This is a genomic window from Brevibacillus fortis, from assembly GCF_003013395.1.
In the GTDB taxonomy this organism is placed as follows: Bacteria; Bacillota; Bacilli; order Brevibacillales; family Brevibacillaceae; genus Brevibacillus; species Brevibacillus fortis.
This window is the reverse complement of record NZ_PXZM01000012.1, coordinates 86,296-100,366: the sequence shown is the minus strand read 5'-3', so window position 1 is coordinate 100,366 and position 14,071 is coordinate 86,296. Positions and strand designations below refer to the sequence as shown.

General features: G+C 49.1%; 10 protein-coding genes. 8 read left to right on the top strand and 2 right to left on the bottom strand.

What is annotated here, in order from left to right; genetic code table 11:
- Positions 1-375 carry a BlaI/MecI/CopY family transcriptional regulator gene (locus C7R93_RS08805; RefSeq protein WP_106838474.1) on the bottom strand — a complete coding sequence of 125 codons (375 nt, stop codon included), beginning with the start codon at positions 373-375 and terminating at the stop codon, positions 1-3.
- 114 nt (positions 376-489) lie between these two features.
- Here C7R93_RS08805 and C7R93_RS08800 point away from each other — a divergent pair, with 114 nt between their 5' ends.
- Positions 490-1,158, top strand: coding sequence for a class I SAM-dependent methyltransferase (locus C7R93_RS08800; RefSeq protein ID WP_106838473.1), 669 nt, complete (start codon positions 490-492; stop codon positions 1,156-1,158).
- A 48-nt stretch (positions 1,159-1,206) separates the two neighbouring features.
- Here C7R93_RS08800 and C7R93_RS08795 read toward each other — a convergent pair whose 3' ends face one another.
- Positions 1,207-2,745, bottom strand: coding sequence for a hypothetical protein (locus C7R93_RS08795; RefSeq protein ID WP_106838472.1), 1,539 nt, complete (start codon positions 2,743-2,745; stop codon positions 1,207-1,209).
- A gap of 144 nt (positions 2,746-2,889) precedes the next feature.
- Here C7R93_RS08795 and C7R93_RS08790 point away from each other — a divergent pair, with 144 nt between their 5' ends.
- The 7 genes from C7R93_RS08790 (at position 2,890) to C7R93_RS08760 (ending at position 14,069) form a co-directional block, all read left to right on the top strand.
- Positions 2,890-4,293 (top strand): sigma-54 interaction domain-containing protein, encoded by a 1,404-nt coding sequence (locus C7R93_RS08790; protein WP_106838471.1) that lies wholly within the window; start codon positions 2,890-2,892, stop codon positions 4,291-4,293.
- Between the two features lie 199 nt (positions 4,294-4,492).
- Positions 4,493-5,842: a 4-aminobutyrate--2-oxoglutarate transaminase gene (gabT, locus tag C7R93_RS08785; RefSeq protein ID WP_106838470.1), complete on the top strand. Its 1,350-nt coding sequence runs from the start codon at positions 4,493-4,495 to the stop codon at positions 5,840-5,842.
- A gap of 27 nt (positions 5,843-5,869) precedes the next feature.
- Positions 5,870-7,294, top strand: coding sequence for an aldehyde dehydrogenase family protein (locus C7R93_RS08780; protein ID WP_106838469.1), 1,425 nt, complete (start codon positions 5,870-5,872; stop codon positions 7,292-7,294).
- A 261-nt stretch (positions 7,295-7,555) separates the two neighbouring features.
- Entirely contained in the window at positions 7,556-9,010 is a 1,455-nt protein-coding gene (locus tag C7R93_RS08775) for a polysaccharide deacetylase family protein (RefSeq protein WP_106838468.1), read from the top strand.
- 32 nt (positions 9,011-9,042) lie between these two features.
- Complete coding sequence (locus C7R93_RS08770) at positions 9,043-10,356, top strand: nucleotide sugar dehydrogenase (RefSeq protein WP_106838467.1); 1,314 nt, start codon at positions 9,043-9,045, stop codon at positions 10,354-10,356.
- A gap of 26 nt (positions 10,357-10,382) precedes the next feature.
- Positions 10,383-12,266 carry a glycosyltransferase gene (locus C7R93_RS08765; RefSeq protein WP_106838466.1) on the top strand — a complete coding sequence of 628 codons (1,884 nt, stop codon included), beginning with the start codon at positions 10,383-10,385 and terminating at the stop codon, positions 12,264-12,266.
- 42 nt (positions 12,267-12,308) lie between these two features.
- Positions 12,309-14,069 (top strand): polysaccharide deacetylase family protein, encoded by a 1,761-nt coding sequence (locus tag C7R93_RS08760; protein ID WP_106838465.1) that lies wholly within the window; start codon positions 12,309-12,311, stop codon positions 14,067-14,069.
- Positions 14,070-14,071 lie beyond the last annotated feature (2 nt).

The window sequence follows — 14,071 nt, the reverse complement described above, 5'->3', positions numbered from 1 at the left end:
TTATTTCTCCCTTTCGGAAAGGATTTTTTTCAGCTCGTCAATCTCTTGGGAGGAGAGCTTTTCTTCTTTCAAAAAGTGAACCAGCATGGGCTTTAAGGCCCCACCGTACACGCGCTGCAAAAAGGATTGGCGCTCTTGGCGTTTGCATTCTTCCTCAGTGAGAACAGGAGAGTAATAGTAGACGCGATTGACCTGCTCATAGGTGAGAATGCCCTTTTGCAAGAGGCGGCTGAGCAAGGTTTTGATTGTCTTGTCTTTCCATGTCTTATTGTCTCGCAGAGCATGGATGACATCGGCTGCTGTAGCGGGTGACTTCGTCCAGATGACCTTCATAATCTCCCACTCGGCATCCGAGATTCGTGGTTGCTCGTCCAAGCTGGACTCCTCCTTCGATTACATTTGTAATCGTTAATTCTGCTTTAAAGATTACATTTGTAGTTGGTGGTTGTCAACTATCATTTTTGTAAATCCGTTCCAGGTGGTCAAACGTTGGAAGATAACAAGCGAATTGGTACACTGGAGAAAAAGCGGATAAAGGCTGTGATAAACATGAATCTGACCGAGCAGTTTGGCGATATAGACATTTACTTGTTTGATCAGTTGTTAAAGGGACGGGTTACGAAGGACATGAGGATACTCGATGCCGGTTGCGGTTCGGGGCGGAATTTGGTCTACTTTTTACGAAATGGCTATACGGTGTATGCGGTTGACCAATCGGCAAAAGCCATCGAGGCATTGCAGCGAATGGCAAAGCAACTGGCGCCGAACTGGTCAACGGAGCGTGCTCGCGTAGAACCGATTGAGAATCTGAGCTTCGAAAACGAGAGCTTCGACTTCATCATCAGTAATGCCGTTCTACATTTTGCTGAAAACGAAGAGCATTTTCGCCAGATGCTAGAGGAGCTGTGGCGGGTACTGAAGCCAGGAGGCATTCTATTCATGCGTCTTGCTTCCTCGATCGGAATTGAGGATGCTGTACAGCCACTAGGGAATGAACGTTATTTGTTGCCGGACGGAAGCACCCGTTTTCTCGTAAAGGAACAGACGATGGTGGGCATGACGGAAAAATTGCAAGGCGTGTTCCTAGAGCCAATCAAAACGGTGAATGTAGCCGGACAGCGCTGCATGAGCACGTGGGTAATCAAAAAGAATGCCTAAGCACAAGAAGCCGCCTTCCTGTAGGAGAGGCGGCGTCTTTTTTCTCACTTAAAAATCACGTGTCTGATCAAAAACAGCAAAAAGCTCGTCCACATCTACTTCTACACCCGCAGGAGACAAATTCCGTTTTGCCGACTGAAGCAGCTCATCGAGCACAACGAAAATTTCTTCCCGCTCAACCGTTTCAATAAAGCCAGTCCGGCGATCCATTTTGTTGAACGTCTCTGTATACTCTTTGACCAATGCACACAAAGCAGTTTGTATTTCTTCCGCATTCATCGCGTCGTCGCTACTCTGCTTTTCAAGCGCGCTGATCGCGGTGTTCATTTTTTTATAGAGACTGGCAGCCTTGTTGGCGTGTGTCGTTGAGATGTGTTCCCTGCCATCCCAATCGCGAAACGGATTGGTCAAATTATTGGCCAGCCATTCGGGCTTACGTGGCTTGGTGATGGACAAATCCAGCCCATTTTTCACTTCTTTTTTGTAGGTGGCTTTAATGGTCTTCGCCGCTTCTGCTGGGAGGCTTGTCATCCAGAGACTGGAGAGCTTGGGACATTGATCTGGCGAAGGGAACTCGTCCCCTGTGAAGCCAAACAGATCGTAGGTCGTAAACGTCAGTAGCTCCTTCAAGTGCTTGATACTGCCCAGATTACTGAGGGTACCAGGCTTGCCCCACAGACGGAGGTCCTGAAGCGAGGGATACCGCTGGACGAGTGGCTGTAAGTCCAGCTCCGTCACATTACGCAGATTGAGTCCTCCTAGCTGGTCGAGTCCACGGTGAAGCGGTAGCGAATCTGAGAATGAGGCGGTCAGCCAATATCCATCCTGTTCGGCTTCTATGAACAGGTTCGATGAAATGGCCTTGTCCAGTATGAGCTCTCTTAAACCATCGTTCAGATGCAGGGACTCCAGCCCGTCCGCGTTTTGAAGAGAGAATTTACTAAGATGGCTTCCTGTCAGATCAAGTGAGGAGCCATTGGCTTTTTCCAGGTGCAGCTCCAGAATAAACGGATTGCTTTTGACAAAGGCAAGTAAGGAATCGGTAGGCTCCTCTGCATGGATGCGTGTCAGGCAAGGGAGCTTTTCCAATTCAGAGATGTCCGTCAAGCTTTGCAGGATGTCAGCATGAATGACGTTGTTCGATCGGCGAAGGTTCTTCCCGCCCAGCGAAATCATCTTGTCATCATTTGCGGCCTGTTTGAACTGCTGGCGACGTTCCTCGGGAATTTGATTCCATTTATGTTGACGGTAAAGGCTCCCTCCGACATCCCAACTGCCGTAACTCCTTGTCTCTTCTGTTACGAGAGGTGGTATATTTCCTACTTTTATGTAGCCTTTGGGCACCGCTGGATCAACATAGATGTGATCGAGCTTGTTGTTCCAGAAGAAGTAATCGCAATATAAGGGCTTCATCTGGTGCAGCTCTGATTCATCAGGCAGTGTATTGCAGCCCCAGTCCAGCTCGAGGATACTGATGAGGTTGGATTTGCTCGTGTCAGGCTCTTTTATCGACGTGACCTGGCAAGCTGCATACTTTTGCAGCTTCTCGACAAAAACACAGTAGATGTCTCCGACTGTGGGCGTCATTCCTACCATCCTTTCCATCTCGCAGGGCTTGTTATTACCGCTATTTTTACATATTTTTCATAGGTTGTCGTTGTTCTTGCTGTTTTCTATAATGAAAAAATAAACAAAGTTCGGACACAATGGCGTGTGAGAGGCGGCGAAGAGATGAAGAGAGAAGAGAGCACAGAGAAGTGGATGAGCCGCGTATTGGAGGCCATTATTGAAACGTCGCGCGATCATTTGTTAATCACGGACCATGAGGGCTACATCCGGCTGGTTGGCGATTCGTCCTATGAGATGTACGGCATCGGGAAGGAAGAGCTCTTGGGCAAAAACGTCATCGAGCTGGAAAATAAGAAGGTCTTTTCTCCTTCTGTCACCCGAAAAGTCATGGATGCCAAGACACAGCAGACGATCATGCAGGAAATACCCGGAGGCCGAAAGCTGATGGTGACGGCGTTTCCCGTCTGGAACGAGGATGGCAGCATGCATTCGATCATCAGCTATTCACATGACCTGACGGAAATTATGGAATTGAAACGGCGCTACGAGGGTCTGACAGAGCAGCTCAAGCAGTTTGAAACCGAGATTGAGGAGCTGCGCGAAAAGCACCAGGAGGGCTTCGTGGCAGTGAGCCAGCCGATGCAAGCCATTGAGCGTCTCATCAAAAAAGTCGCGGCTGTCGATTCGACTGTCCTGATACTCGGAGAATCGGGTGTAGGGAAAAACGTGATCGCAAAAGAAATTCATCGCAATAGCCGTCGTGCGGGTGGGCAATTCGTGGAGATCAACTGTGGCTCGATCCCGGAGGGCTTGCTGGAATCCGAGCTGTTTGGCTATGAGGCTGGTTCGTTTACGGGGGCCGCCAAGCAGGGGAAGCAAGGGATTATCGAGATGGCGAACCAGGGGACTCTCCTCTTGGACGAGCTGGGGGAACTGCCGCTGACTTTGCAGGCAAAGCTGTTGAAGGTGATTCAGGAAAAACGGTTGCAACGCGTTGGGAGCACACAGTACCGCGACGTGGATTTTCGCTTGATTGCCGCCACCAATCGCGATTTAGAGAAGATGGTGAAGGAAGGGAAGTTCCGGCAGGACTTGTATTTTCGCCTGAACGTTGTCCCGATCCACGTCCCGCCGTTACGAAATCGGCCTGAGGATATTGCGGCTCTCCTGAAGCGCGTCGTCCGCTCGCTCAATGAACGATACGGAATGGACAAGCGTCTGGACCCTGCCGCGACGCATGCCTTGATGCAGTACGAGTGGCCTGGCAATGTGCGCGAGCTGGAGAACGTCTTGGAGAGAATGGTGGTCACAGCGGACGAAGATGTCATCACTTCTCTGCATCTGCCTGCGGAAATCAGGATGGCAGGGGAAGAGCAGACAGCTATGGAGCCGAGTCTGGCCACTTCCAAGATGTCGCTTCGGGAAGCACTGGAGCAGGTAGAGGAAAAATGGCTGCGCTATGCATCCGAGCACTGCCGGACAACGGGAGAAATCGCGGAGTTTCTCGGCATTAGCCAGCCATCTGTCGTGCGAAAGCTGCAAAAGTATCGTATTCGTTCCAGATGATTCAAAAATGAATAGTTTATTCAAAAATGAATCGGACATTCTGCTGTTTTCGATTCATTTTTGAATAATTAGGTGGGGCTGGTGCGCCGAAAACGCGAATTTATCAAGCTCCAGCGTTTGGCATAGGTATTGCTACATATCGTGGTTGAGTTTACAAGCAACCAAACCAATACCATCTCGAACGAGGAGAGGAAACGATATGTCCAAACAACGTCAATTTGTTAACGTAGCTGCTGGTGTGCCAGGTCCAAAGGGAGCGGCCCTGATTGAAAAAAGAAAGCAGTTCGTTCCAAAAGGTGTCGGCAACAATACCCCTGTTTTTGTAGAGTCAGCTTCAGGTGCATTGGTTACAGATGTAGATGGCAATACGTACATCGATTTTGCCGGTGCGATCGGTACACTAAATGCCGGACATTGCCCGCCAGAAGTAGTTGAGGCACTAAAAGCGCAGCTGGATAAATACATCCATCCTTGCTTCCATGTAGGCATGTATGAGCCATATGTGGCTTTGGCTGAGAAGCTGACGCAAATCACACCAGGCAGCTTTGAAAAGAAGACGATGCTCGCAAACAGCGGGGCAGAAGCAGTAGAGAACGCGGTAAAAATCGCCCGCAAATACACAGGACGCCCAGGTATCATTTCCTTTAGCCGCGGCTTCCATGGTCGTACGCTCCTGGGCATGTCACTGACTTCCAAAGTGAAGCCGTACAAATTCCAGATGGGCCCATTCGCACCAGCTACGTATAAAGCGCAGTTCCCGTATCCACTGAATAAGCCGGAATCCATGACAGATGATGAATACGCGCAATTCTGCGTGCGTCAGTTCGAGGACTTCCTTCTGACTGAGGTTGCACCGGAAGAAGTAGCTGCCGTGATTATGGAACCGATTCAGGGAGAAGGCGGTTTTATCGTTCCGCCTGTGTCCTTCGTTCAAGGTGTCTATAACATTTGTAAAAAGCATCAAATCCTATTTATTTCCGATGAGATTCAAACAGGCTTCGGACGTACAGGCTCCATGTTCGCCTCTACCCAATTCGGTATCGAGCCAGATATTATCACCATGTCCAAATCAATTGCGGCAGGCTTGCCTATCTCTGCGGTTACGGGACGCGCAGAAATCATGGACGCGCCAAACCCAGGTGAGATCGGCGGGACCTATGGAGGAAGCCCTCTTGGCTGCGTAGCGGCATTGGCGGTCATTGAGAAAATGGAGCGCGAAGACCTGCCGGGTCGTGCACAGGTGATCGGGGACAAAATTAAGGAGCATTTCCACGCTTTGCAAAAAGAGTTCCCTGTGATCGCAGAGGTGCGCGGGCTGGGTGCAATGTGCGCCGTAGAATTTATCGATCCAACAACCAAACAACCTGCGAAAGAACTCGTTGCTGGCTTGACCAAAAGCTGCTGCGAGTCTGGCGTCATGGTGCTTTCTGCTGGCGTCCACAGCAACGTGCTGCGCTTCCTGTCTCCATTGGTCATTACAGACGAGCAACTGGAAGAGGCGCTGGACATTATGACGGATGTTCTAAAGAGCCAATACGTTACGAACTAAAACGCCCGAGGGGGGTTCTCCATACTCATGAAAAAGCATCTCTACATCAACGGACAATGGAAAGAAGCAAAAGAATACGTGCCGCTCTACTCCCCGTATTCTGGGGAGCTGCTGGCTGAAATCGCTCAGGCAGACGATCATGACGTCGACGAAGCAATCAAGGCGGCCAAAGCAGCAGCCAAAGTCATGGCGAAAATGCCAGCCAGTCAGCGCGCTTTGATACTGGAGCGTGCAGTTGCGATTATGGAAGCACGCAAGGAGGAACTGGCGGTCATCCTCGCACAGGAAGCCGCCAAGCCACTGCGCACGGGTCGTGTAGAAATCGCTCGGACGATCCAGACCTACAAGTTCGCAGCAGAAGAAGCGAAACGCATTCACGGAGAGACGGTGCCGCTCGATGCTGCACCGGGCGGCGAAGGACGTCTCGCTTTTACCGTGCGCAAGCCTATCGGTGTTGTAGGCGCGATCACGCCTTTTAACTTTCCATTTAATCTCGTCGCACACAAGGTAGGGCCTGCCATTGCCGCAGGAAATACCGTCGTACTAAAGCCAGCGAGCCAGACGCCGCTTAGCTCGCTGATCTTGGCCGATATTTTCGCAGAGGCGGGCTTGCCGGCAGGAGGGCTCAATATTTTGTCTGGCAAAGGAGCAGTCGTAGGTGAAAAGCTGGTCAGTGATAGCCGAATTGCCGCGATCACCTTTACAGGAAGCCCTGCGGTTGGAATCGCTATGAAAAACAAAGCGGGACTCAAGCGCGTGACCTTGGAGCTTGGCTCCAATTCCGCGGTGATCATCGACCACAACGTGGAAATCACGCAAGCGTTGATTGATCGTTGCGTGACGGGTGCCTTCTCTTTTAGCGGTCAAGTGTGCATCTCTCTGCAACGTGTCTATATTCACCAGAGCAAGTACGAAGAGTTTCTGGAGAAGTTCAAGGCTGGCACAGAAAAGCTCGTGTTGGGTGATCCGCTGAACGAAGAGACAGATATGTCCTCCGTGATCTCCGTCAAAGATCATGAACGCATGGGTGCATGGGTACAAGAAGCAGTAGAAGCAGGTGCACATGTAGTGACTGGCGGGAAGCCTGTCAGTGACAACCTCTTTGCCCCTACGATTCTGACGAATGTGGGCGCACATGTTGCCGTCTCCTGCCAGGAGGTATTCGGTCCAATCGTAGTCGTTACACCGTTTGAGACGATGGACGAAGCGATTGAGGCGGTAAATGACTCTCGATTCGGCTTGCAGGCAGGCATTTATACGAGTGACATTCACGCGGCTATGCGGGCAGCGGAAGAGCTGGAGGTCGGAGGCGTGATGATCAACGACATTCCGACGTTCCGTGTGGACAACATGCCGTATGGCGGTGTAAAAGACAGTGGCTTTGGCCGCGAAGGCATCAAGTATGCCGTCGAGGAATTAACGGAACTAAAATTAATTGCGATCAAACTGTAACAGCGAATGACGGGCCCGATGAGGCTCGTCTTTTTTTGTAAATAGCGTCCTGTAGGCGATTCATAATATTTCCATAAATTGTCATAATTGAAACCGCTTCATATAGTTGTTTGGCATAGGTGGTTATGTTAGTCTAGCGTGTAGAGGCAGACTATGTTCATTTCTGTGCAAAAAGTGTTTGATTACACTTACTTGTTACGCAGATGAAATAGTCGTTTTTTTATGCGAAAAGGGCATTTCTTACATGAAAAGGGGACAATCATGATTAGTCATAAGAAAGGGGCCAGCGGGTTCCGATTATTTCACTGGATCTCCCTAGTAGCGATCGTGGCATTGTTGGCAGGCTGTTCACCGTTTCAGGGAAATGAAACCGGTGCAGATAACGGCCAACAACCAGCCAAACCTGAAAAAATCGAGCGCTACCAAGGGGAAAAGAGCAAGGCAGTGTCTATGGTCTACACGACGCAAAGACAGCTTGCTCTTACTTTTAATGGGATGGCAGATAAGGACACGATGAAAAGACTGCTAGATGAACTGGACAAGTACCACATCAAAGCAGCTTTTTTCTTGCCAGGCATGAGGGTAGCCGAAGAGCCGGACATTGCGCGACAAATTGTCGCCAGAGGTCACGAAATTGAAAACAACACGTTGAACCAGTCAGATTTGCAGGGTCAATCTTACGAGAAAATGTACGAAGATATCAAATTGGCTAATAAGGTCATCAAAAGAGAGACCGACAAAACACCGCGGTATATCAGAACGAAGTCGGGCGATTACTCCGACGATCTTCGATTGGTAGCTGCTCACAATGGACAAGAAGCGGTCGTGTCCTCCAGTCTGTTTCTGCACAATTGGCAAAAAGAGACGGAGGAGCAAAAAATTCATTACTTAAGAAAGTACATGAATCGTGGCGGCATCGTCGCGATGGATACAGAGGAGAACAAGTCTGTCGTAGAAAACATCCGGCTATTGGCAGAGGCAGCTACTGATGTCGGTTACAGATTTGTCCCATTACACGAGTTGATTGCACAAGGCGGGGAGCGAAAGCCGCTTCAAGAAATTCCGGGTTTTGATGCAGCAAAAATGAATGCGGAGTATTACAAGTCCAAGCCCAATCTCATCTATCGAAAAGAAACCGACAAAAAGCTGGTCGCCCTGTCCTTTGATGATTGGGGTACCGATCAAACGGTAACGAAGATTCTCGATATCCTGGACAAAAAAGACGTAAAGGCTTCGTTTTTCTTGCGAGCAGATGGTGTAGAGCGAAATCCAAACCTAGCGAGAGCGATTGCGGAAGCGGGACATGATGTAGCTAACCACACCTATTCTCATCCGGTGAATACCCAAATTGCGCTGGAAGAATTGCAAAAAGAGATTGTCAAAGCCCATCAGGTCATTACCGAAGCGATTCAGCAGAGGCCGACGATGTATTTCAGACCGCCAACTGGGGCGTTTGACGAACAGACACTCAAGGCGATTGCAGCGACGGGCTACGAGGATATTACGATTTATGATGTGACGCCGTCTGATTACGACAAGAAACGGAATGCGGACGATATCGTCAAAGCCATTATGGAGCAGACGCGGAGCGGAAGCGTAATTCTGCTGCACATGCTCGATGACATTCACACAATCGAGGCGTTACCGATCGCAATTGACCAGCTTAGAAGCAAAGGATTCACGCTTGTACCCATGACAGAGATGTTTGGCCAATAAAGCCAAAATACAATAGGGAGAGGGAGCCGCTCATGAATTTGTACGAAGCGATTGTGGAGAGGAAAGAAAAAATTGCCGTCGTCGGTCTTGGGTATGTAGGTTTGCCGATTGCGATGGCACTATCCAAACGTGCTACTGTGATCGGATTCGATGTAAACAAAGAAAAAGTAGCGGCTTATCAAAATGGCAGCTTTCATGATACTGAGGTGGATCGGGAGCTGGCGAGTGATACAGCGATTGAATTCACGTCAGACGAAAATAGATTGCAGGAAGCACGATTTTTTATCGTGGCGGTGCCTACCCCGGTCAAAAGCGGGAATGTTCCCGATCTGAAATATGTAGAAAGTGCATCCAGCATGGTTGGCAGACAGTTGAGAAAAGGGTCAATCGTTGTCTTTGAATCAACCGTTTATCCAGGGGCAACCGAAGATGTCTGCTTGCCGATTCTGGAGGCCGAGTCGGGCTTGCGCTGTGGGATAGACTTTAAGATTGGTTATTCACCCGAACGCATCAACCCGGGAGACAAGGTAAACCGTCTGGAAAACATCGTCAAGATCGTATCAGGGATGGATGAAGAAACGCTGGGAATCGTGGCAAGCGTCTACGAGCTCGTGATCAAGGCAGGCGTTTATCGAGCGGAGAGCATTAAGGTAGCAGAAGCGGCAAAAGTCATTGAAAATGCTCAAAGGGATGTCAACATTGCGTTTATGAATGAGCTGGCGATGCTGTTCAATCAGATGGATATTCCGACGAAGGCAGTATTGCAAGCGGCAGGAACCAAGTGGAATTTCCTTTCTTTTTCACCGGGCTTGGTCGGCGGTCATTGCATTGGTATCGACCCTTACTATTTAACGTACAAAGCAGAAGACAGCGGCTATCGCTCCCGCATCATTTTGGCTGCTAGACATATTAACGATGGCATGGGGAAATATGTCGCCCAGCAAATCATCAAAATGGCTGTGCGTTCGAAGCTCGATCTCAAGAATGTACGGATTGGCATACTCGGACTGTCCTACAAAGAGGACTGCGCGGATATCAGAAATACCAAGGTGACGGATATTATGGAAGAATTGAAGGAGTACGGGATCAACCCACTGATCGTAGACCCGATGGTGAATCCGCGGGAGGCATACGAGGAATATGGCATCGAGCTGGCAGAGATGGGGGCTCTCCATGACTTGGATATTGTGGTTGTAGCGGTACCGCATGCTGCCTTTGCCCAGATGGAAGTGGCTGATTTTGCCGCGATGTACGGTAAGAGTGAAGCAAAAATCATGATCGATATTAAAGAGACCTATTCCAAAGCTGACTTTGAAAACAATGGATTTCATTACTGGAGCTTGTAGGCAGTGGAGGGGAGAGAGCGACAGTGATGAAACAGCTGATAGAGAAAATAAAGCCAAAAAAGAAAGAGAAAATCGAAGAAGTGCTGACTGTTTCCAAAACAGAGAGGCGTGTGCTATCGAATGTGCCAGACCCAGAGAAAATTCGTGTCCAGGTAGACCGCCGCGGTGCTAGGGACACGAATGAGCCAGGAAATCTGGAGGACCCGGAATACTTAAATCACATTCGGATGCTGAGTCTGCGCTATATGGCGGATTTCCCGGTGACGCTATTGACCAAGAAACAGCGGGTCAAGGATGGGATCAAGGCCAGAGCCGTAGACATTTCTTCAACTGGATTATTAGTTGAACTAGATTCGGAGATGGAAGACATCCAGGTGGGACAAGTGTTTATGATCCATTGCACGATCCCACCAGGTACGATGCCAGAAGGCTATGAGTCAACGGTGAAGCTGGATGCGACTGTCGTTCGTCGGTTTACGCAGGAAGAGGACGGGCGTCATAAGTTCATGCTCGCCTTCGAGTTTTCCAAACCACTGACCGAGTATTTTCGCAAAAAGCGCTGGGGATACGCCATTTATATCGCAAGTACTTCCCTTTTTTTCGCTGCGGCGTTTATCGTGCTCATGCGCGCGGAGAGCGTGATTTATTTCAAATACAACATCTACTTGTATTTGTACAGCTTGATTGCTGCTGCCTTTTTGCTGACACGGTATTTATTCGGTGCTCTTTATCGCGAGGTTCCTGTCAATCCGGACTATACACCGGGCGTGAGCATTATTATTCCGTGCTTTAACGAAGAGCAGTGGATTCACCGGACGATTTTGAGTTGTGTGAATCAGAATTACCCGATTGATAAGCTGGAGGTCATCGTAGTAGACGACCGTTCCACGGACCGATCCGCAGAAGAAATTCAAAAGGTCATCGATATGATTCATAACGAGGCCGAGCGCTATATGACCCGTGAACGCGTGAAGATGCACATTCTTCCTGAAAACGGCGGGAAACGGGTCGCTTTGGTAAAAGGTGTGGAGATGGCGAAGCACGATTTGGTTGTCTTCGTTGATTCGGACAGCTTTTTGGAACCAACTGCGATCCGCAACCTCGTACAGCCTTTCCAAGATCCGAAAATGGGTGGTGTCGCGGGGCGTACGGATGTGGAAAACAAGTTCACGAACGCGATCACTAAGCTGCAAACGGTTCGTTACTACATTGCTTTTCGTATCATGAAGGCGGCCGAGTCGTGGTTTGACAGTGTAACGTGCTTGTCTGGGCCGTTGTCATGCTATCGCAAGGAATTGATTTTGCAGCATTCCGAAGCATGGCTGAATCAAAAGTTTCTCGGGCAGCCCGCCACTTTTGGCGATGACCGAAGCATGACCAACTTTATTTTGCAAACACATCGGACAGGTTATCAGGATTCGGCGATTTGCTCGACGATTGTACCGTCAGACATGAACGTATTTTTGAAGCAGCAGATGCGCTGGAAGCGTTCGTGGTTAAGGGAATCCTTGCGTGCAAGCGGCTTTATTTGGCGCAAGGAGCCTTTTATGGCGATCTTCTTTTACATCGGTCTGATTGTTCCTATCGCTGCTCCCGTCATCGTACTGTACAACCTCGTATACGTTCCGCTCGTTCATCACATTTTCCCGGGCACGTTTTTAATGGGCTTGCTGTTGATGGCGCTCTTAATGAGCCTGGCCCATCTGTTTTTCCGTAGAAGCAAGCTGTGGATTTTCGGGATTGTCTTCTGTGTGTTTTATGAGCTGGTGCTGTTGTGGCAGATGCCTGTGGCTTGGGTGACATTCTGGAAATCTACTTGGGGTACGCGAGAAACGCCGCAGGACGTCGAAGCGAGATTGAAAAAAGAAGCTCGAAAGAAGAACAAAAAAGGCTTTGGACTGCCTTTTTAATGAGATGCACGAAAGACAAAGGGAGTGAGGGTGTCAGGAGTTATGGGGAAAACGACGAGCGATGTCTTGGACTATCGGAAAAAAGATCGCAATAAATTCATCAAGACCCTGATCCAGGTCGCTATCTTAGTCGTCTTGGGTGTCATGTTATTCAATGCCGTATTTGATTGGAAGAAGTATGAGGAACCGAATAAGGCGAACTGGACGAATGAAAACGGCTTTATCGCCATCTCCTATTTTGGTGTAGGCCGTTCAGGTACACCGAAGCTGGTAGCCAAGAAGCAATTGGATGAGCAGCTTCAGGCGCTTTACGACCAAGGCTATCAAACCATCTCGCAGCAGGATGTTTTGGACTTTTACAAGGGTAAAAAGCCACTTCCTGAGAAGGCACTGTTCTTGGCCTTTGAAGATGGCCGCAACGATTCGAGCTTGTTTGCCCAGCCGCTGTTGGAGAAGTACAACTATAAAGCAACAGCATTGTCTTACGGCAACAAGATGGGGAATAGCGAAAACAAGTTCCTCCAGCCCGAGGACATGAAAAAAATGATGGAAAATGGCTTCTGGGAGCTCGGCTCTAACGGCTATCGATTGACCTATATCAATGTATTTGATGATCAGGGCAATTTCATCGGTGTGAAGGATGAGAGTGAATTATCGAATAAAACAAAGGTGGGCTATTATAACCACTATTTGATGGACTTTATCCGTGACAGCAATATGATTCCGATTGAAGACAGAAGCAAGATGGAAGCGAGAATGAACGAAGACTACAAGCTGATGAATGATACGTATATGGAGCAATTGGGCTTTGTTCCGGGTGCGTATATGATCATGCATGCGAACACCCTGTATGGCGGAATGAATCGCCTGGTAGCGGATGCGAACGACGCGAATATCAAAAAGTATTTTACGATGCACTTTAACCGGGAAGGAACCGCCTACAACGACAGCGAGAGCGATTTGTACAACCTGACCCGCGTGCAGCCAGAGCCTTACTGGTACACGAATCATTTGTTGATGCGCATCCAAAAAGACTCCGACGAGAAGATTCGCTTCGTTCGCGGCGATGAAGAGCAGGCCAAAGAGTGGGATCGTCTCGGTGGTGCCGCGCAATTTATGGAGGATCAGATCGTATTGACCTCTCCAGCTGCCGACTCTGGCATGTTATATTTAAAAAACAGTGACAGTCAGAAGGATATTCGGCTTTCTGCCAAACTGGAAGGGAATGTGATCGGCAAGCAGTCCATTTACTTGCGCTATGATCGGGAAAAAGGCAGTTTTGTACGGGTCGTCCTGCATGATAATGAGCTGCGCGTCGAGCAGAAGAAGGAAAAAGGCGAAGTTCAGGAGCTTTTCAAGACGGAATTGAGCCAAGTGATTTGGAATCCAGAAGATTTGACCTTCGACCGTGCCTCTGTTTATACGAGAGAGCAAGGCGAGTCTGGTGCTCCCGAGCTGGAAAAATACCCGATCAACATTAAAAATACGCGTCCATTCGAAATCACTGTACAAGGTGACCGTCTCAGTGTTTCCGTGGACAAGACACTGCTCGTGGATAAGCAACAGATCGATCCAAGCATTAGCAGTGGTGGTGTCGCGTTTGAAGCGGCCTATAGTGAAGTGAACAAAAAGGACGTCATTTATGACGGGGTGTTTGCGGACGTACAGATTGGGTCCTTGGAGCAATCAAACGGTGAGCAGCAGATACTGTTCAGTAATGTGCAGACAGGGCTTGCAGGAGTCGTTAGTTCGATCAAGAAAGCTTTTTCTGCCACAATGGACTGGGTTATCGACACCTTTTAAAT